The organism is Leptospira limi (assembly GCF_026151395.1).
Taxonomy (GTDB): domain Bacteria; phylum Spirochaetota; class Leptospiria; order Leptospirales; family Leptospiraceae; genus Leptospira_A; species Leptospira_A limi.
The window spans coordinates 2,367,826-2,387,003 of the sequence record NZ_JAMQPV010000001.1 but is presented as its reverse complement, the minus strand read 5'-3'; the positions used below and the strand labels follow the sequence as shown (position 1 = coordinate 2,387,003).

The 19,178-nt window shown below is 40.1% G+C and carries 19 protein-coding genes and 1 pseudogene; 8 read left to right on the top strand and 12 right to left on the bottom strand.

Features of this window, described 5'->3' with window-relative positions; genetic code table 11:
- Nucleotides 1-9 precede the first annotated feature (9 nt).
- Nucleotides 10-333: a hypothetical protein gene (locus ND812_RS11055; protein ID WP_265375491.1), complete on the bottom strand. Its 324-nt coding sequence runs from the start codon at nucleotides 331-333 to the stop codon at nucleotides 10-12.
- Between the two features lie 74 nt (nucleotides 334-407).
- Here ND812_RS11055 and ND812_RS11050 point away from each other — a divergent pair, with 74 nt between their 5' ends.
- Complete coding sequence (locus ND812_RS11050) at nucleotides 408-764, top strand: STAS domain-containing protein (protein WP_015678196.1); 357 nt, start codon at nucleotides 408-410, stop codon at nucleotides 762-764.
- A gap of 6 nt (nucleotides 765-770) precedes the next feature.
- A complete protein-coding gene (locus ND812_RS11045; RefSeq protein WP_265375490.1) occupies nucleotides 771-1,517 on the top strand; it encodes a diacylglycerol/polyprenol kinase family protein in 747 nt (248 codons plus the stop codon).
- Between the two features lie 10 nt (nucleotides 1,518-1,527).
- Here the strand turns inward: ND812_RS11045 and ND812_RS11040 are convergent, their stop codons facing one another.
- The 8 genes from ND812_RS11040 to eno are packed head-to-tail and all read right to left on the bottom strand — an operon-like array spanning nucleotide 1,528 to nucleotide 8,804.
- Nucleotides 1,528-2,118: a hypothetical protein gene (locus ND812_RS11040; protein ID WP_265375489.1), complete on the bottom strand. Its 591-nt coding sequence runs from the start codon at nucleotides 2,116-2,118 to the stop codon at nucleotides 1,528-1,530.
- Complete coding sequence (locus ND812_RS11035; protein ID WP_265375488.1) at nucleotides 2,093-2,626, bottom strand: DUF4416 family protein; 534 nt, start codon at nucleotides 2,624-2,626, stop codon at nucleotides 2,093-2,095. The genes ND812_RS11040 and ND812_RS11035 overlap by 26 nt, the downstream gene beginning before the upstream one ends.
- A gap of 2 nt (nucleotides 2,627-2,628) precedes the next feature.
- Nucleotides 2,629-4,008: a TldD/PmbA family protein gene (locus ND812_RS11030; protein ID WP_265375487.1), complete on the bottom strand. Its 1,380-nt coding sequence runs from the start codon at nucleotides 4,006-4,008 to the stop codon at nucleotides 2,629-2,631.
- Nucleotides 4,008-5,393 carry a TldD/PmbA family protein gene (locus ND812_RS11025; protein ID WP_265375486.1) on the bottom strand — a complete coding sequence of 462 codons (1,386 nt, stop codon included), beginning with the start codon at nucleotides 5,391-5,393 and terminating at the stop codon, nucleotides 4,008-4,010. The genes ND812_RS11030 and ND812_RS11025 overlap by 1 nt, the downstream gene beginning before the upstream one ends.
- Nucleotides 5,394-5,432: 39 nt before the next feature.
- Complete coding sequence (locus ND812_RS11020) at nucleotides 5,433-6,440, bottom strand: YheT family hydrolase (RefSeq protein ID WP_265375485.1); 1,008 nt, start codon at nucleotides 6,438-6,440, stop codon at nucleotides 5,433-5,435.
- Nucleotides 6,427-7,035, bottom strand: a complete 609-nt coding sequence (locus tag ND812_RS11015; RefSeq protein WP_100717015.1) for a ClpP family protease — start codon at nucleotides 7,033-7,035, stop codon at nucleotides 6,427-6,429. Before ND812_RS11015 ends, ND812_RS11020 begins: the two co-directional genes overlap by 14 nt.
- Before the next feature lies 1 nt (nucleotide 7,036).
- A complete protein-coding gene (locus ND812_RS11010; protein ID WP_265357939.1) occupies nucleotides 7,037-7,501 on the bottom strand; it encodes an FtsB family cell division protein in 465 nt (154 codons plus the stop codon).
- Nucleotide 7,502: 1 nt separating this feature from the next.
- The gene (gene eno / locus ND812_RS11005; protein ID WP_108959100.1) at nucleotides 7,503-8,804 is read right to left on the bottom strand and encodes a phosphopyruvate hydratase; all 1,302 of its coding nucleotides are present in this window, start codon (nucleotides 8,802-8,804) and stop codon (nucleotides 7,503-7,505) included.
- Nucleotides 8,805-8,926: 122 nt separating this feature from the next.
- Here eno and lepA point away from each other — a divergent pair, with 122 nt between their 5' ends.
- From lepA to ND812_RS10985, 4 genes are all read left to right on the top strand, one after another.
- Entirely contained in the window at nucleotides 8,927-10,732 is a 1,806-nt protein-coding gene (gene lepA / locus ND812_RS11000) for a translation elongation factor 4 (RefSeq protein ID WP_265375484.1), read from the top strand.
- 113 nt (nucleotides 10,733-10,845) lie between these two features.
- On the top strand, nucleotides 10,846-11,880 hold the full coding sequence (locus ND812_RS10995; RefSeq protein WP_265375483.1) for a hypothetical protein: 1,035 nt from the start codon (nucleotides 10,846-10,848) through the stop codon (nucleotides 11,878-11,880).
- Nucleotides 11,877-12,860, top strand: coding sequence for a glycosyltransferase family 2 protein (locus tag ND812_RS10990; RefSeq protein WP_265375482.1), 984 nt, complete (start codon nucleotides 11,877-11,879; stop codon nucleotides 12,858-12,860). The genes ND812_RS10995 and ND812_RS10990 overlap by 4 nt, the downstream gene beginning before the upstream one ends.
- A 21-nt stretch (nucleotides 12,861-12,881) precedes the next feature.
- Nucleotides 12,882-13,715, top strand: coding sequence for a hypothetical protein (locus tag ND812_RS10985; protein ID WP_265375481.1), 834 nt, complete (start codon nucleotides 12,882-12,884; stop codon nucleotides 13,713-13,715).
- Between the two features lie 68 nt (nucleotides 13,716-13,783).
- On the opposite strand, the gene ND812_RS10980 is transcribed toward ND812_RS10985, so the two are convergent.
- Genes ND812_RS10980 through ND812_RS10970 form a run of 3 tightly spaced genes read right to left on the bottom strand, consistent with a single transcriptional unit; the run spans nucleotide 13,784 to nucleotide 17,157 of the window.
- The gene (locus ND812_RS10980) at nucleotides 13,784-14,515 is read right to left on the bottom strand and encodes a succinate dehydrogenase/fumarate reductase iron-sulfur subunit (protein WP_265375480.1); all 732 of its coding nucleotides are present in this window, start codon (nucleotides 14,513-14,515) and stop codon (nucleotides 13,784-13,786) included.
- 8 nt (nucleotides 14,516-14,523) lie between these two features.
- Complete coding sequence (locus ND812_RS10975) at nucleotides 14,524-16,449, bottom strand: fumarate reductase/succinate dehydrogenase flavoprotein subunit (RefSeq protein WP_265375479.1); 1,926 nt, start codon at nucleotides 16,447-16,449, stop codon at nucleotides 14,524-14,526.
- Nucleotides 16,450-16,467: 18 nt separating this feature from the next.
- Nucleotides 16,468-17,157, bottom strand: coding sequence for a succinate dehydrogenase cytochrome b subunit (locus tag ND812_RS10970; protein WP_265375478.1), 690 nt, complete (start codon nucleotides 17,155-17,157; stop codon nucleotides 16,468-16,470).
- A gap of 197 nt (nucleotides 17,158-17,354) precedes the next feature.
- Here ND812_RS10970 and ND812_RS10965 point away from each other — a divergent pair, with 197 nt between their 5' ends.
- Nucleotides 17,355-17,870, top strand: a complete 516-nt coding sequence (locus ND812_RS10965) for a hypothetical protein (protein ID WP_265375477.1) — start codon at nucleotides 17,355-17,357, stop codon at nucleotides 17,868-17,870.
- Between the two features lie 111 nt (nucleotides 17,871-17,981).
- Nucleotides 17,982-19,115: pseudogene (locus ND812_RS10960) on the top strand (SulP family inorganic anion transporter); the annotation flags it as partial.
- Nucleotides 19,116-19,178 lie beyond the last annotated feature (63 nt).

Below are 19,178 nucleotides of genomic sequence, written 5' to 3'. Positions count from 1 at the left end.
TTAAATCAATTAATATTTGCGAACAGGTCGGTCAGGTTTTTTCGGTTCAGGAGGAAAGGTAACGTTGATTTCTTTTTTAGTGACTTCTGTACTGCGAGTGTCAGTTGTTTTTGCCTTTAAAGAATGGACCGATGTTCCTTGTTTTTCAATGTTTAGGCCTAAAATCTCTGCCTTTTGGTCTTCTAATTTCGACATTTCCGATAAAAATGTTTCTTTTAAGATAGGAGAATATTCTCTGTCAGTAGCAAGCCTGTCGGTGAGTTTTTTTAATTCCACAACATCACGGTCGAGTTCTTCCAGTTTTTTGTAGAGATGAGCAACAGTTACCTTCAAAACACACTTCCTTCCAAAACTTTTATTTACTTGCAATAGAGTGCAAGAATGAAATAAGAAAATTAGAAAAATTTATGAGTTTAGACGATTTAGTAGTGTCCACTGAAAAAATTGATACCGTTTACGTAACCAAATTACAAGGAAATCTAAACAACTTCACAGCGGAAAAGTGCATCAAATCGGTCACCAATTCCTTAAAACATGGGTCAGTGATTCTCGATTTAGAGGAACTGAACATGGTCACAACCCAAGGCATTGTTGCCTTCAAAACATTAAATGAAGAAGCATTTTTACAAAAACACAAAATCATTCTCATCAACCTTCCGTTAAGTGTAAGACAGGCATTTCTTATGGCAGGTGTTCGCAATTTATTCCCCATCGCAAATAATGAGGAAGCTGCATTCAAAATGGCTTCCAGACCCAGTAGGTAAAACACAATGAGTTCAGGATTTAATTTTTTTCGTAAAATTTGGCATGTATTGGGACTCATCATTCCAGTTACTTTATACTTAGAACCATTCCGAGATGCATTTGGACTTGTTTATGCCACACGAGCCATCCTTGTAACTTCGCTTGGCATTTTCCTTTTAGCACTTTTTCTATTGGAATTGTTTCGTTTGAGCCATAGCGGATTTGAAGCGTTTTTTTATCGGTATTTTGGTTTTCTTATGAAAGAATCTGAAAGGAAACGATTTAATGGGACAGTTCCTTATTTTCTTGCCAATCTAATCGTTGTTTGTTTTTTTCCAGCGGAAGTAGCAATCCTCGCAATTCTATTTTTAGTCATAGGAGATCCATTTGCTGCTTATGTGGGAAGTAAATATGGCAAACACCGTTTTTACAATGGAAAATCCATTGAAGGTGTATTTGGATTTTTGATTCCAGCTTTAATCTTTTCCGTTTTTGTTTTGTATCTCATCACAAAATCTCATCCTGAAAGTTTTATCTCTTTGTATGACCACCATGGATTTACTTGGACTCCCATCGTGATCGTTTTTGTGTCGGTTCTTCTCTCTTGTGTTACAGAGTTTTTTTCCAACACTACAGCCAAGGGTTTAGTAGATGACAATCTCCTGATTCCTGTCGTAGGAGCGATTTCCCTTTCCGTATTATCATTGTTATATTTGGATTATACACCTATGGATTTTTTCTTTGATCCAAATGGATTGTACATTCAGAAATAAAGGTAAGACGTTACGGTTTCCATCGGAGTTGGATCGTCCTTACTTTGGAAATCGGTTCTTTACCAGGTATTTCCACAATATAAGTCAAAACGATAGGGCCTAAGGCTTCGATTTGGAATGGATTTTTCGCAATCCCGATATGGCGAAATTCTTCTTTTAACAAGGCACCTAAATAATGAAAGGAAACCACAGTTTTTGGTTGGAAAGAATTCCCTTCCATTCTTTCTTTTGCATTGCCATACACTAAATAAGCATTGTATCCACTACGAAACTCTTCTGACGTTTTACCGTTCCATGGTGAATCTAAAACCAGTCGAAACCCTGGTGTTTCTCTGGCTGTAAAATAGAGAAAATTGCCAAAATCTTCATACGTTGGATTTTCTTTTTTGAATTTAGTTTGATCCAAAAAAACGATATCATTTTCCGTTTTTGGTTCTATACACTTCAGTTCATCATTAAAATTATCGCAAAACTGAAATCCCTTGTCCTCTGACAAAATGCATTGGGATAAAAACAAAAGAGCTAGAATCAGAGTAGAGGGAAAATGTGATTTGTTCCAAATCGAATTTGATTGGTTAAGATTTAAATTTGTTAAACTCATACGATTCCCTGAGAGTGTTAAAAAAATAAACTACCTCTTTTTCTTTGAAATAATTCTGAGTAGAAGGTAGGGGTTGTAGTATCCCTCTAGAAAAATGATACACTGTTTCCGCATAAACACCTTGGAATAAATACATGCGGTGGAAATCATCCTTTGACTTCGCAATCACAATGTTATGTGAAGTAACATACCCAGGAACCAACAAAGTACTTAAATCTTTTTTTTGGAGGAGGTTTTGGAATTCCAAACTGTCTTTCTTTTTCTCAACAATTTCTTCTCTATGGATCCGTTGTTTGAAAGACAATACCTTTGTAAAACGACCAGGATAAGCGAACTCTCGTTCTGATTCATCCGGAATCCATCTGGGCAATACTAATGACTCATAGAGTATTTTAGAAAAACGTTTTTCGCTTAAAATTTTTAATTCAAACAGTGTATCTTCATTCTCGTAAGATACGATGAGAAAAAATGAAGCACCGGCAGGTCTTTCTAAAATCTCTTGTGGCATGGTTAGTTTTCCATCACACCTGTAATCGTAAATCCATCGAGTAACATATAAGGAACAAATGACGATTCGCCAATGAGTTCTCCCTCTTTTGCAATCGCTTCAATTTGATTTAAAGCATCAAATGCATTTCCTACAATTTGAACTTCGCGTACTGGAATTTTTTCACCCCCTTCTAAGAGGTAACCACCTTTAACAACACCAGAAAAATCTCCCGATGCTCCATCTTTTGTGCCTGAGATTCGATTCACAAAAAGTGTTTTGCCTGGCAGTTTAAAAAACTCATCTTTGTTTGTATTTCCTGGAGCGATTTGTAATTGTTTTGGCCCACAACCTGGGAGGCTTTGGGCACCGCCAGTTGCGCATCCATTGGAAAAAGGAAGTTTCGCTTTTTTAGCTTCATATGTATTATAAAAATAAGATTCAAGAACTCCTTCCGTTAAGACTTTTTTGAAAGTAGTAGGCATTCCTTCTCTGTCAAATCCAGTCGATCCCATGAAACCTTTGTTCGTTGGATCATCCCAAATGGACAGTAACGAAGAGGCTACTTTTTCTCCTATTTTCCCAGCCATTTTTGATTTCCCTTTTCGTAAACTAGTTCCATTCAAGGAACCAATAAAAAGCCCAAGGAAAAAGGAATAAACGGCATCTGGTGGGAGTAAAACTTTACCTTGGAATCCAGTTGTTGGTTTTGCATACAAGGCTCCCATACATTTATCTCCAAAATTATGGAACGCTTTTTTCCAAAGTGTCTGGAATTGGTCTTTTGTGAAACCACTAGCAGAATCATAGTCAAAACTTCCAACGAGATCTCCATCCACACCCATCCCCATAACAGATGCTGAAAGTTCTGCCCCTAATTCATGGGCCATCACACCTTTAGAAGATACAATTAACTTATAACCTTTGCTAAGCGAAAAATCACCGGAGTCAATGTTGATTTTATCATACAAATCACTTCGCCAACCTAGTGCCTCTTTGGCAAAGGAAACGAGGTCTTCAATTCCCATCGTATCAAGGGAACTATCATAAGTATCAAATTGATTTGTGAGTTGTCTTACTTCTGGTAAAACTAAATCCAGATCAGGTGTGGACTGGCTTTTTGCCAATTGATATGCTTCTTCAATGGATGTATACAAACTAGGGATGTGATTGGAAATGAGAAACCCTTGGTTTCCTTCATGGATCACACGGATCCCAAACATATTTTCTTCGGTTGCAGTACAGTTATTAAGATCGTTTTTTTCTAAACTCACATCCTCTGAATAACCATAACTGGAATAAATCTCTACTTGTTCCATTCCATTGGACTTGGCTTTCGAAATCAAATTGGTAAGTAAATCTTTTTGGTCGTTTAATCGTTTTTCTATCGCACCACGATCCATTATTTACCACCTAATAAAACTTTCGTGCGAACATAAGGTCCACCGGCATCCACTTTTGCAGGTTGTCCTTTCCCGCAGTGGCCCGATCCCAAATCCCATTTAAATTCTTTGGAAACCATATCTACATTTTGTAAAACATCAAAAGCAAGACCCGAAACAGTTACACCTTTTAATAAATTCGTGATTTTTCCGTTTTGGATTCGATATGCTTTTTGAACGGCGAACATAAACTCACCAGTCGCATCTGCTTGGCCATTTTTAGCTCCATCTAGGTAATACCCATCTTTGGTGTTTGCAATCATCTCTTCTAAGCTAGAATCTCCAGGGAGTAAAAATGTATTCCGCATACGAATGAGAGGAACATCTCCATATTCCCAAGCTCTTGCCGAACCAGTTGGTGCCACACCAAAACGTTCTGCAGTTTCACGGTTATGAAGATAGGAGGAAAGAATTCCATTTTTGATTATGACAGTATTGGTTGGAATCACACCTTCATCATCCACAGGGATGGTTCCACCAGCTCCTTCATAAAATTCTGAGGAACCAGAATCACATAACGTCACTAAGTCGGATCCAACTCGGTGGCCAATTTTCCCTTGGGCAACAGAACCTGAGAGAACAAAATCAGCCTCCACGGTGTGTCCAATTGCTTCATGGACAAGTAGTCCCACAATGGAAGGACTGAGGATGACAGTGGATAACCCGCCTAGCGGGAGTTCACTGGAAAGTAAATCCACAGCGGTTTTACAGGCTTCCTCCGAAATTTGAGAAGGGGATTGGCTCCGGAACAAACAGTCCCAACCACCTGTGACACCGATTGAATGAGAACCTGATTCCAATTTTCCATCTTCTTTGGCAACTGCAGAAACTCGAAATTCTGGTCTTACCAAACTAAAAAAACTATCTGCCCCGTCTGTTGTGACAATGGCTTTTTCTTCATAAATTTCAGAATACCCACAACCAACTGACTGGAGTTTGGTGGATTGTTTAGCCGCTTCGTTTTGGATATCGAGGACCATTTTCAATTTTTCTTCCACAGAACGAGAACGGAAGTCTTCTATCCCTTTTCCAATAAAGTCACCAACGGCAAAATTAGCCTTTGGTAAATTCGGGATCTTATCTTTACGAAGGGCAGAGGAAAGCCTAGCTGCTTTTTTTGCGATTTGGATCGCATTTTGGATGGAAGCTTTTGTGACTTCACTTGTAGAAGCAAAACCCCAAGTTCCTGATTCTAATACCCGAACTCCAACCCCAGTACGTTTCCGTAAAGCAGTGGATTCCACACGCCCTCGTTCTGCAAAAAAGGAACGACTTTCTTTGTGGTGGTATCGTAATTCAACAAACCCAGATTCTTCCGATAAACATTCTTTTAAAAGGTCACGCATCACAAACCATCCTACGTTCTATTGTATTATTTAATGAGATTAGATTTTGGAATCAAAAAAATCGAGAAGTATCTTGGGTAACCAGCGACCTTCTGGATTATCGGGAGATGGATCGCTGATATAACCCACATGACCACCTTTTTCTGTTAGAACAGTTTGTAACATGGGAAATGACTTCCAACGAATTTCATGCCAAACTTCGGAAGGTACAACGGGATCATCATCCGCATGGACAATGAGTCCAGGGAGTTTGATCCCTGGTAAGTATTTTAAACTGGAACAAATATTGTAATATTCCAAAACATTCGTATAACCAGAGATTGGTGCCGTAAAAAAATCATCAAAATCAAAAAACGACTTACTACGAAGGACCTGTTCCTTCTGTTTTTCAGTCAAATCATAGATCCCTGCGGAAACCTTTTCTTTCATTGTTTCCAAAAAGTGATCTCTGTAAAAATTCCCAGCACGAGAATCAATAAAATCACAACTCCGTTTTAAGTCTAGGGGAGGAGAAGTTGCCGTAAAGGCTTTGGCGTAATGTTCTCTTTTTTCTCCAAAAAACTTTAAGACCATATTGGCGGATAAGGAAAACCCTGAAACCAAAATGGATCTCGAAAAATGTTTATAAATATATTTCAATACTGCTTCGATATCTTCCGACTGACCAGCATTATATGGCTTTCTTGCAAGGCCTAAACCTCTCCCACAATTCCGAAGGTTCATACGAATCACCCCATAACCTCGGTTAAGAGCTTCCTTTCCCACACTTACCATATAATGGGATTCGGAACTTCCTTCCATACCATGTACGAGCATGATGTAGGATCCATTCCAAGCAGAAGCGTGTTTTCGGATTTGGGAAAGAGGGGGGTTGTGTTCAAGCCAAAGTATATCCCCAGACCCATCGTTTGTGGGAATGAGGATACTTTCTGAATAATACTCATCCTCCAGTGCATTGTCCGGAGGAAACAGTACATTGTAGACAGTTTGAAGGTGACGACCTTCTAAAAATCTTCTAGGTTTAAACTCTTTGTTAGACGACGTCAATTGTGTTTACGATCTTATCAACGATGCCATAAGCAAGTGCTTGTTCTGCATCCATATAATAATCGCGATCAGTGTCTTCCACCAATTGTTCGTAGGATTTTCCACAAGCTTCCGCTAACATCTGATTGAGTTTTTCTTTGGTTTTGACTATGTCCTGTGCATGGATGAGTAAATCCGTTGCAGGAGCTTGGATTTGCCCACCAATCGATGGTTGGTGGATCATCACACGACCATTAGGCCATATGTAACGATTTCCTTTTTTGCCACCAATGAGGAGAATGGATCCCATTGAAGCTGCCATACCCATACAAACTGTGTGTACGGGAGAGGAAATCATTTGCATCGTGTCATACACGACAAGTCCTGAGGTGACAACACCACCAGGGCTATTGATATAAAATGTAATTGGTTTTCCAGGATCAACCATCTCTAAATACATGAGTTTGGCTGTTAGTTCCTTGGAGGATTCGTCAGTGACAGGACCCCAGAGAAAGATTTTCCGTTTTTCCAGGAACTTCTTTCCCATGTTTTTGTCGCTAATGAGGTCTTGGATGGTTTCGGTGATTTCTTTTTCTGGTGTTTCTTCTTCTGGCATATTAGTTCAGTCTTTTCTGGTTAGACGTATGAGGCAAGCGTTTCAGCTTGTAGTACACACCTAGAATCAGGAAAACACTAAAAGAAATAAAAAAGAATCGTAACAAAAAGAGAGGTGGTTCTTTCCACTCGCCACCTAAACCCGCTTCACGGATGGAAGTAGGAAGAGCCTTTGGTTTGGCACCAGTTTTCTCTGGAAATTCTTCAAATTTTAGCACATGTGCTGTTTCTGAAAGTAAGTAGTACTTTCGGGCTTCTTGTTCCAAGGCATAGGCATCATTTTTGAGTAACCTTTCCTTTTCTTCCAGCCCTTGGTTTTCAACCACAAGCCTCTCCACCTCTGCATTGAGATTCGTGAGTTCTTTTTCTAAACGCATACGTTCCGCAACCCCTGACTCGGACAAAAGTCCGAGGTAGAGACAAGCACAAACATAGGTTAAGAGAAGAGAGGCTTTGGTTGCTGTCATTTTATCTTAGGTTGTAAAACGTACCCACTCCGCTGTATGTTGCATTTTTCCCGAGTTCTTCTTCGATACGAAGGAGTTCGTTGTATTTTGCAATTCTGTCCGTTCTGCTTAAGGAACCCGTTTTGATCTGGCCTGAGTTGGTCGCCACGGCAATATGGGAAATCGTTGCATCTTCGGTTTCTCCTGATCTATGGGACACAACAGCAGTGTACTGTGCTTTTTTTGCCATTTCAATCGCACTGAGGGTCTCTGTGAGAGTTCCAATTTGGTTCACTTTGATGAGAATGGAGTTACCAATCCCTTTTTCGATCCCTTTTGAGAGTTTTGTGATATTGGTTACGAACAAATCATCCCCCACAAGTTGGATCTTTTTCCCCAGTTTCTCGGAAAGTTTTTTCCAGCCTGTCCAATCGTTTTCATCCAGACCGTCTTCCATGGTAATGATCGGATACTTGGACACTAAATTTGAGTAGTATTCTACGAGTTCTTCGGCAGTCTTCTCTGGTTTTTTTTCGGCTTTGAGAACATACTTTTTCTTTTTCTCATCATAAAACTCAGAAGCAGCACAATCGAGACCAATTTTGATATCGAGGTCTGGTTTGTACCCAGCTTTTTCAATCGCAGTGAGGATCACTTCGATGGCTTCGCTATTGCTTGTCAGGTTCGGAGCAAATCCACCTTCATCACCAACCGCAGTGTTGAGTCCTTTGCCCTTTAACACTGTTTTTAAGCTATGGAACACTTCCGCACCCATACGAAGTGCCTCACGAAAGTTAGGAGCAGACACTGGTAGGATCATAAATTCTTGGAAGTCGATGTTGTTATCAGCATGAGCTCCACCATTGATGATGTTCATCATCGGAACTGGAAGTTCACGAGCAAAAGTCCCTCCGATATAACGATAGAGAGGAAGGCCAGAATGTGCTGCCGCTGCTTTTGCAACTGCCATTGACACACCTAAAATTGCATTGGCACCTAACTTCGATTTATTGGAAGTTCCATCGAGAGAGATCATCGTTCCATCAACGAGGAGTTGGTTTGTCGCAGAGAGACCAAGAATGGATTTTGAAATTTTAGAATTAACGTTATCGACTGCTTTGAGTACTCCTTTTCCAGAGTATCTTTTTTTGTCACCGTCACGAAGTTCAACAGCTTCGTGTTCACCAGTGGATGCCCCAGAGGGAACCGCCGCACGACCAAACGAACCGTCTTCCAAAGTGACGTCCACTTCAACGGTTGGATTTCCTCTGGAATCCATAATTTCACGGGCTTTGACGGAACGAATGCTATCTTTTTGGGACATCGGGAATTGTTTCTCCTAAGGGATAATTTCCTTCCAGTCTTAGGAATTTTAAGCCTCTGACAATAAACTTTTTCGACAAAGAGCCTCGTTCCAGGAAAATGACTTAAAAAGAAGAGGGAACCGTGAACGAACGCCAAAAATTCACCCGCAATTTTTCCATCATCGCCCATGTCGACCATGGAAAGTCCACTCTGGCGGATCGTTTGCTTGAGATTGGTCTTGTTACGGACCAACGTACCAAAAAAGACCAAATCCTCGATTCCATGGACATCGAAAGGGAACGTGGGATCACGATCAAAGCAAACAATGCTTCTTTTGATTACCATGCCAAAGACGGAAACGTCTACCACCTAAATTTAATTGATACTCCGGGCCACGTCGACTTTACGTACGAAGTGTCACGTTCTCTTGCTGCTTGTGAAGGGGTTCTTCTCATTGTAGATGCAAGCCAAGGGGTCGAAGCACAAACACTTGCTAACTTATATCTCGCGATGGACCTAGACCTTCGCATCATCCCTGTCATCAATAAAATTGATCTTCCTTCTGCAGACATTGATAAATGTAAACTGATGATCGAAGAGTCACTTGGCCTGAATCCAGAAGAGGCAATTCCGATATCAGCAAAAACAGGACTAAATGTCCAGGAAGTACTCGAAGCCATTTGTTACCTACTTCCACCACCGGTTGGGGATGTGGATGCTCCACTCAAAGCTCTTATTTACGATTCCTTTTTTGATACCTACATGGGTGTTGTCGCCAAAGTTCGGTTATATGACGGAAAACTTCGTAAAGGAGAAATGATTCACATGATGAACATTGGTCGCCAGTTTACGGTGACGGAAGTGGGGATCAACAGACTCTCTATGGTGGCTTGCGAAGAACTCCAAGCAGGGGATGTAGGGTATGTCGTCGCCGGTATGAAAAAAATGGGAGATGCCAAAACGGGAGATACCATTACTCATGCCAATCGCCAAACCGCAGAAGACGTAAAAGGTTTTAAAGACGCAAAACCAATGGTATTTGCAGGACTATTTCCCATCAATGGGGAAGACTTTGATGCCCTGGTTGATGCTATCGAGAAACTAAAGTTAAATGACTCTGCTCTCACCTTTGAAAGGGAAAATTCTGCAGCGCTGGGATTTGGTTTCCGCGTTGGTTATCTTGGCCTCCTTCATATGGAGATCGTACAAGAACGTTTGGAAAGGGAATTTAACCTTGCCCTCATCACAACGGCTCCATCGGTAAAATTTCGCATAACCACAACCAAAGACGAAGTGATCGAAGTGGATAACCCGAGTAAATGGCCAGACCCCATTCTCATTGGAAAATCGGAAGAACCCTTTGTCAAAGCGACAATCATTGCTCCCGAATCCTATGTGGGAAATATCATGTCCCTCGTGATTGAAAAACGTGGGATCCACATGGATACAGTTTACTTATCCAAAGACAAACTGCAATTAACCTACGAACTTCCCTTAGCGGAATTGATCTTCGAATTTTATGACAAGTTAAAATCCTACACAAAAGGTTATGCCTCACTTGATTATGAAGAAGTGGGTTACCGTGATTCGAAACTTGTGCGAATGGACATCCTTGTGAATGGGGAACCAGTGGATGCACTATCTTCCATTGTGCATAAATCCAAGGCAGAGGAAAGGGGTAGGGTCATCATTGAAAAACTAAAAGACCTCATCCCTCGACACCAATTTATGATCCCTTTACAAGCTGCCATAGGGTCAAAAGTAGTGGCTCGTGAAAGTATCTCTGCCCTTCGCAAAAACGTAACCGCAAAATGTTACGGTGGTGATATTTCTCGTAAGAAAAAACTCCTCGAAAAACAAAAAGAAGGAAAAAAGAGAATGAAACAAATCGGAAACGTGGAAATCCCACAAGAAGCCTTTTTATCCATTCTCAAAACAGGAGATTAAACAATTCAATTGTGCCTATATCGTTTTAAGGCACAAAAAGAGTTTTTGTTTCCTTCCAAAGAAAAAACTCGTAAAACTTTTTTATCGCCTAACGAACCTTTTTTGATTTTTATATGGAAGTAGAGAACCTTTCAAAATCGATGTTTCCCAATGGTTATCTAGATCTTCCGATTCAATTGACCAAATTTGCAGATTTTACTATGGTCCGCGACGACCTACTTCCATTTGGATTTGGGACTAAATGGCGAAAGGTTTTTGGCATTATCTGTGATGCCAAAAAAAAAGGAACCAAACGGATTCTCCTTTGGGGTTCAATCCATGGAAACTACCTAGCAAGTTTTACTTCTATCTTGAGAATTTCTGGTTTTTTTGTCGAAACCATCGCTTACACAAAAAATCCGAATCTAAGAACATACAACGAACGTTTGGTGAGAAATCACTCCCACAGGTTTCAATGTTATGCGAATCGGTCCTTTGCCTTGGAGGCATTTACAGTAAGGAGTCAATCCTTCGATGGAATTTCTTTACCCGAATTTGGAGTCCACCCTGGCCAAATCCTTGGACTCTCCCAATTTTGGCAGGATCTGGAGAAAAAAATCCATATGGACCTTGGTGAGAGGAATAGAACGAACTCATCACAAACAACAAATGCCATCCTACAAATGGAAATAGGTTCTGGTGTGAGTTTTTTATCTGCTTACGATCATTTCCACGAATCTTCCATTTGTGTCCAAGCTGTGATGGTTGGTGAATCCAAAAAAACATGGTTAGACAAAACAAAAAAATTACAAACAAATCTTGGATTAAAACAAATCCCCATCAGTAAGGAGAATCTGATTGAAATCGCAGGTAATGATCCTTCGATACCTGAAACCACCGATGGATTAAACGAAAACTCGAAACGGCAAATGAAAAAGGCAATTCGGTTTGGGAAACAAAATCCTTTTTTAGAAAATTGGATCGAGGAATATTACAAAAAAAACCAAGTCCTATTGGAACCCATTTATAGTGCCAAAACTGTCCACCACATCTTGACAAAGGAAAAACCATCCAAAGAAAAAACTCTAGAACCTCCTTTGTATTACCTCCACCAAGGAGGACAAATCCAACACTTAGATTTAATACTCTCGCGGCAGAGACCATCATGAGCACAAAAACTCCACTCATATCAATCGTATTACCGACGCATAACAGACAACATCTGGTAGAACGTGCCATCCAATCTGTTTTAGCACAAACATATCCCCATTGGGAACTCCATATCATCGATGATGGCTCAACGGATAATACCTGGTCTTTTCTTTTGGCGAATCTTCCCAGTTGGAAACGACAAATCCAATCCTTTGGTCGCTACAGTAAGTCGATCCAGATCCACCAAACAGAACATAGGGGAGTAAGCCATGCACGTAATTTTGGGATTGGGAAATCGGCGGGAGAGTGGATCACTTTGTTGGATTCAGATGACAAGTGGTATCCAGAAAAACTAACCAAACAAATCCAATTCCATAACGACCATCCAGAAATTCTGTTTTCTCAAACCAAGGAAGTTTGGAATAAAAAAGGAAATCTCCTCGAACCAAAAGGAAAGTATCAAAAACTTTCGGGACATTTTTTAAAAGAATCCTTAGAAATTTGTATGGTCACTTGTTCTAGTTTTATGGCTCATCAAAAAACCTGGGAGATGGTGGGAAACTTTCGGGAGGAGATGAAAACTTGTGAGGACTATGATTTATGGAATCGAATTCTCCTAAAACAATATCCAATTGGCCTATTGGAAGAAAACCTACTCGTTCGGTATGGAGGCCATGAAGACCAACTTTCCAATCAATTCCAAGCCATCGAACGATTTCGGCTGTATTCTTTGTTATCAATCAGAAACGAACAAATCTCTACTCTGGAATCCATTCATGACGAAAAACATCTTTCTGATGAGGATCAGAGTTTTCAGAGAATTTCACGAAGTTTACTGAGAGAGGCAATCTTGGAACGAATGGAAACCTTAGTCCAAGGAAGGAAAAAACGTGGGAAAGAGGTGCAATTTTTAACACATTTCCAATCACTCTTTTTGAATGACGAACCCATTCCAAAAAAGGATTTGTTGACTTTGTTAGATGACTCCTTATTCTAATCGATACGAATTGAGGCCTCCATGAAACAACATCTTGTATTACTGGTTATTTTTTTATCCTTAACTTTGTCTCTTCCGATCTTTTCCGAAACAAATCCTCCTTATGACATTCGGTTTCGGGTTTCTGTTAATAATGTTCCTTTTCCAACAGAAACTAATCCTTATTACCTAAGTCATATTTTGGAAATGAGAATTTTCCGACATTTGAAGTTGGATTTTTCACCCAGTGAAATTGAATCCATGGTGGATTTTATGATCACTCATGCGTCCAAAGAACACCCGAATCAAATTTATTTACCTGGGTTTGAGAAGGATGCAGAGCTTATCATTGGATTTCGTTACGTCGAAAAAGAGGGAGGAGATTTACTCTTCCTAGTTGTCACCAATTTTAACGTAGAGACTAACAAAATTGATACGAGTGATTTCCAAAAACAATTGGCGACCATTTGCCAAGTAAAATCCAATCGATTTGTTTATTTTGAGGATTTATATTCGGTTAAAAAGGAAACTGAATACAAGGAAGAGGGTAAACTACTTAGTTTAGCAAATTTGTATTTAATGGACGAGGATCCAAATAACGACCAACTAGTGGAGCCCTTACTCGAAAAAATCCTGAAAGATGAAACAAAACATCCATTAGAAAAATTTTATGCGTTCTTAACAAAAGGACAACAAGCATTGATCCAACGTAATTTTGTGGTAGCTGAAGACATCAAAACAAAGTCATCAACATATCTCACTTCTCTCCAAGGAGAAGACAAAGAACGTGCAGAATATATCCTTAAATTGTTTTCGAAAGAATTGGAAACGATGAAAGTATTCCAAAAAACAAATAACAAACTCTTCAAAGTTTAAATTTTGGCATAAAAAAACCCGGAGATTCATTTCCGGGTTTTTTCCTTCAAGAATACAATCCCAACTGTTTAGCTGGAAATGTATTCCTTGTTAAGACGAGTGATAAAATTGACCGAAATCTCTTTCGGACATGCAGCCTCACACTCGTATTGGTTTGTACAATTTCCAAATCCTTCTTTGTCCATTGCATTTACCATTTTACGAACTCTTTCTTTTTTCTCCACAACACCTTGTGGTAAAAGAGCTAGGTGAGAAACCTTCGCCGAAACAAATAACATTGCCGATGCATTTTTACAAGCAGCAACACATGCCCCGCAACCAATACAAGTTGCAGCATCCATCGCAAGGTCCGCATCCACTTTCGGAATCGGAAGTGCGTTTCCATCAGGAGCTCCACCAGTGTTTACATTTACGTAACCTCCCGCTTGGATGATACGATCAAAAGCAGATCTGTCCACAACTAGGTCTTTTGTCACTGGGAATGCTTTTGCTCTCCATGGTTCAATGACAACAGTATCACCATCTTTGAACTTACGCATGTGCAATTGGCAAGTAGTGGTTCCTTTTTCTGGACCATGAGGAACACCGTTGATCACCATAGAACAAGAACCACAAATTCCTTCACGACAGTCATGGTCGAAAGCAATTGGGTCTTCTCCTTTTTTGATGAGGCCGTCGTTCACAACATCAAGCATTTCCAAAAAGGACATATGTTCATTTACGTTGTTTGCCTCGTAACTGACCATACGACCTTTATCGTTTTTATCTTTTTGTCTCCAAACTTTAAGGTGTAACTTCATATTATCCATTATTTGTAGCTCCTTACGGCTAAGTGGATGTTTTCGTATTCGAGTTTTTCTCGGTGTTCTACTGGAGTTTTTCCTTCTCCTTGGTATTCCCAAGCGGATACGTGGCAGAATTTATCATCGTTACGTTTTGCTTCGCCATCTTCTGTTTGGTGTTCTTCGCGGAAGTGACCACCACAAGATTCTTCTCTTGTGAGTGCATCAAGGCACATGAGTTCCCCAAATTCTAAGAAGTCGGCAACACGACCTGCTTTTTCTAGTTCTTGGTTGAGTTCCGAACCAGAACCGGCTACTTTTACATTTTTCCAGAATTCCTCACGGAGTTCAGGGATTTTTTTCAAAGCATCTTTTAGGCCTTTTTCGTTTCTTGCCATACCACATTGGTCCCACATGATTTTTCCAAGTGCTCTATGGAAATCATCTGGTGTTTTAGTCCCGTTGATGGAAAGGAATTTGTTAGTCATCTCACGAACACGAGCTTCGGCTTCTTTGAATTCAGGGCGGTCTGTGGAAATGTTTTTAGCACCTTCTTTGGCAAAATAATCACCAATGGTGTAAGGAATCACAAAGTATCCATCAGCAAGACCTTGCATGAGAGCCGATGCCCCTAAACGGTTGGCACCATGGTCAGAGAAGTTTGCTTCCCCAAGGACATGAAGACCAGGGATATTGGACATGAGGTTATAATCTACCCAAAGACCACCCATAGTATAGTGAACCGCAGGGTAAATTCGCATTGGCACTTTGTATGGGTTCTCCCCAGTGATGCGCTCATACATTTGGAAGAGGTTGTCGTAACGGTCAGCAACGACATTTTCTCCCAATCGTTTGATGGAATCAGAAAAATCCAAATACACACCAAGGCGTTTGTCCCCAACTTTTGGGCCTACACCAAGACCGTTGTCACAAGCTTCTTTTGCAGAACGCGATGAAATATCACGTGGGGCAAGGTTACCGTAGGACGGATATTTTCTTTCTAGGTAATAATCTCTTTCTTCCTCTGGGATTTCGTGAGGAGGGCGAAGGTCATCTTTTTTCTTAGGTACCCAAACTCGTCCATCATTTCGAAGTGATTCCGACATGAGAGTGAGTTTTGATTGGTAGTCTCCCGATTGTGGGATACAAGTTGGGTGGATTTGTGTGTAACAAGGGTTTGCAAACGCTGCCCCTTTTTTGTAAGCACGGTAAGTTGCTGTTACGTTGGATCCTTTTGCATTGGTAGAAAGGTAAAATACGTTTCCGTAACCACCGGAAGCCAAAATCACGGCATCGCCTGCATGAGAAGAAATCTCACCTGTTACTAAGTCACGAACAACGATTCCTTTTGCATGACCATCAACTAACACGAGTTCTAACATCTCTGTTCTTGGATACATTTTCACTGCACCACGAGAGATTTGTTTTTCTAGAGCAGAGTAGGCACCAAGGAGTAACTGTTGGCCAGTTTGGCCTTTTGCATAAAACGTACGAGAAACTTGAGCTCCACCAAACGAACGGTTGGCGAGTGTTCCACCGTATTCACGAGCAAACGGAACACCTTGAGCCACACATTGGTCAATGATGTTTGTTGATACTTGTGCCAAACGATAGACGTTAGCTTCTCTAGCACGGAAGTCCCCACCTTTTACAGTGTCATAAAACAATCTGTAAACAGAGTCACCGTCGTTTTGGTAGTTTTTCGCAGCATTGATTCCACCTTGCGCCGCGATGGAGTGTGCACGTCTCGGGCTATCTTGGAAACAAAATACAGATACTTGGTAACCAAGTTCGGAAAGCGTTGCAGCAGCTGATGCACCAGCAAGACCAGTTCCTACGATGATCACCTTGTATTTACGTTTGTTAGCTGGATTGACTAATTTGATGTCTTGTTTGTGTTTGTCCCATTTTTGTTCTAATGGGCCTGATGGTATCTTTGAATCTAATTTCATATTCTCTCCTGAATCCCCTTAGCGAACATACCCGAGTAAAATCGAGAGTGGCATGGAACAATTTCCAACAAAAACAAGGAGTCCAAGTCCTGTGGAAATTTTTTGAATTGCGGGATTGTGTTTTGGGGCAAGAATCCCAAGTGTTTGTAACATGGAACCCAATGCATGGGAAAAATGTAACGCAAGGAAAACCATAAACACAATATAACTGATTGCTATTGTTGGGTCTTGGAATCCAAGGATGACCATAGCATACACATCATGCACTACATCACCATTCTTTAGAATGTATTCGTGAGTGTAGTGCTCAGGGTTGGTATAACCCAAAGTAAAGTGAGCTAAATGGTAAATGAGAAAGGTTAAAAGTAATAATCCACTGTAAGCCATTGTGCGAGATGCAAACGATGCTTGGATGGTTGTATTCTTTGCGTAAGAGACGGGTCTAGCAGAGCTGTTTTCAAGCTTTAGGAGGATGGCAGTGCATACGTGTCCAAAAAAAGCCACGATGAGTCCAATCCGCGCTACCCAAAGAAGGGGTCCTAAATCTTTAAGAAACTTTGCATAGGTGTTTAATTTTTCTGGTCCTTGGAAAACTTGAAGGTTTCCGACCATGTGAAGGATCACGAATCCAAACCAGATAAATCCGGTAATGGCCATTATGATCTTCTTTCCAATTGAGGATCGAAAGAAGTCTAGACTCAACGTCATTGAAGAGCTCCTGTTAGAGTATAGGTGTAAATTTTTCTATTACGTCCAGAATTAGACAGATTCCACTTTCCGTAAATTCATAAATCTTGGTAGGGTCAAAATGAGATATTGAGTTTGTTTCTCAATAAAGAAGAGAAAGGGAATGTAGTACGAAAAGGGATTGAGTTCCTTCTTCGGCAAAATAGGATAAACAAAGATTGTTTAACCTCCCAGGAAAAAAAACCATTCCCTCAATTTTCACTCGAAACCGCTTGTATTTGCCCTTTTTTGTGACATGCCTTGTATTCGTTACATGTGGTCCCACTCGTGTTAAAACCAACGTAGATACAAGGAAAGAGTATCTAAAGGGAGTCGGTTTGCCCATCCTTGTATCGATCCAACCTAGGCATAATAGGGATAAAAAAGAACTTCAGCTTTTTATCAAAACAGAAAACCTAACAAAGATTAAGATCAACAAATTTCAAATTCTATTTTTTGCGAGTGACCAAAACCGTCAATTTTTGATCCCTGATGAGCAGAAAACTCCTGAGTTAATTTGTTTGATTCCCAAAACCATTATGCCTGATACAATTTATAAATGCCATGTTGGTCCCTTTGTTTATAGCCAGTTATGGGATTCGATTGTTATCCATTCGATCTCTTTCACAACAGAAGACAAAGTACGCCATGTGATCAGTGAAGACGACATAGATGATGTCGTAATTTGGCTTTAAACAATTTAAATCGACTCAAAATCAGCGAACAAGTTGTTACTTAAGAATTGACCGGTTTCATCCATTCGTCTTGACAATGGATACAAGTGAAAATACCGTTTCTAGACCATTATGTTTTCCCATTTAAAACAAGACATTCCCTCTGGACTCGTTGTATTTTTAGTTGCTCTTCCTCTTTGTTTAGGCGTCGCACTTGCTTGTGGTGCACCATTATTATCGGGAGTGATCTCTGGTATCATTGGTGGGTTTGTAGTTGGTTACCTTAGCCATTCTCGAACAAGTGTGAGTGGTCCTGCTGCTGGCCTTGTTACGTTAGTCCTTGCCGCAACAACCGCATTAGGTGACTACCAAACCTTTTTATTATCCGTATTTTTGGCTGGTTTCATCCAAATAGGACTTGGTGTTTTAAGACTTGGTTTTATCGCAAACTACGTTCCTTCCAATGTAATCCAAGGATTACTTGCATCCATAGGGATCATATTGATATTAAAACAAATCCCACACTCAGTCGGATTTGATATCAATCCAGAAGAAGATTTTATTTTTTTCCAAAGGGATGGGGAAAATACATTTTCAGAACTTTTCAAAATTCACAAATATTTTTCTTGGGGAGCAGTTATCATTTAAACCATCTCTATGTCACTGATGATTGTGTATGATAAATTAAAATGGAAGGTACTTAGATACATTCCATCTCCCATTTTAGTGATTCTCATCGGAATTTTATGGAACCAAATTTTTAAAAACTTTATACCAAAGTTTTATCTGACAGAGAAACACTTGGTAACAATTCCCAATGTGAGCAACTGGGAAAGTATTTTTGTGTTTCCCAATTTCTCGATGATTGGCCAAGCTGAAGTTTGGCATTTTGCATTTACCATTGCGACATTCGCCACATTGGAAACATTACTGAATTTAGACGCTGTCGAACGCATTGACCCACACAAAAGGCTTTCATCACCTAACCGAGAATTATTGGCACAAGGAGTAGGGAATAGTTTATCTGGGCTCATGGGCGGACTTCCTATCACTTCTGTCATTGTCAGAAGTTCTGTGAACATTTATGCAGGAGCAGAATCAAAATTATCCACAATGGTTCATGGGGTTTTGCTTGCGATGAGCATTCTTTTTTTAAGTTCCTCTTTGAATATGATTCCGCTTTGTTCTTTAGCAGTTGTACTCATTGTCACCGGTTTCAAACTCACAAACTTTTCAGTGTATAAGTCATTATATAAAAAGGGACTTTATCAATTTTTACCCTTTATTACAACTATTCTTGCTATTATTTTTACCGATTTATTAACAGGT

Coding starts and splice junctions, on each gene's coding strand:
- ND812_RS11050 (WP_015678196.1), top strand. CDS start 408: ATGAGTTTAGACGATTTAGTAGTGTCCACTGAAAAAATTGATACCGTT.
- ND812_RS11045 (WP_265375490.1), top strand. CDS start 771: ATGAGTTCAGGATTTAATTTTTTTCGTAAAATTTGGCATGTATTGGGA.
- ND812_RS11040 (WP_265375489.1), bottom strand. CDS start 2,118: ATGAGTTTAACAAATTTAAATCTTAACCAATCAAATTCGATTTGGAAC.
- ND812_RS11035 (WP_265375488.1), bottom strand. CDS start 2,626: ATGCCACAAGAGATTTTAGAAAGACCTGCCGGTGCTTCATTTTTTCTC.
- ND812_RS11030 (WP_265375487.1), bottom strand. CDS start 4,008: ATGGATCGTGGTGCGATAGAAAAACGATTAAACGACCAAAAAGATTTA.
- ND812_RS11025 (WP_265375486.1), bottom strand. CDS start 5,393: ATGCGTGACCTTTTAAAAGAATGTTTATCGGAAGAATCTGGGTTTGTT.
- ND812_RS11015 (WP_100717015.1), bottom strand. CDS start 7,035: ATGCCAGAAGAAGAAACACCAGAAAAAGAAATCACCGAAACCATCCAA.
- ND812_RS11010 (WP_265357939.1), bottom strand. CDS start 7,501: ATGACAGCAACCAAAGCCTCTCTTCTCTTAACCTATGTTTGTGCTTGT.
- eno (WP_108959100.1), bottom strand. CDS start 8,804: ATGTCCCAAAAAGATAGCATTCGTTCCGTCAAAGCCCGTGAAATTATG.
- ND812_RS10995 (WP_265375483.1), top strand. CDS start 10,846: ATGGAAGTAGAGAACCTTTCAAAATCGATGTTTCCCAATGGTTATCTA.
- ND812_RS10990 (WP_265375482.1), top strand. CDS start 11,877: ATGAGCACAAAAACTCCACTCATATCAATCGTATTACCGACGCATAAC.
- ND812_RS10985 (WP_265375481.1), top strand. CDS start 12,882: ATGAAACAACATCTTGTATTACTGGTTATTTTTTTATCCTTAACTTTG.
- ND812_RS10980 (WP_265375480.1), bottom strand. CDS start 14,515: ATGAAGTTACACCTTAAAGTTTGGAGACAAAAAGATAAAAACGATAAA.
- ND812_RS10975 (WP_265375479.1), bottom strand. CDS start 16,449: ATGAAATTAGATTCAAAGATACCATCAGGCCCATTAGAACAAAAATGG.
- ND812_RS10970 (WP_265375478.1), bottom strand. CDS start 17,157: ATGACGTTGAGTCTAGACTTCTTTCGATCCTCAATTGGAAAGAAGATC.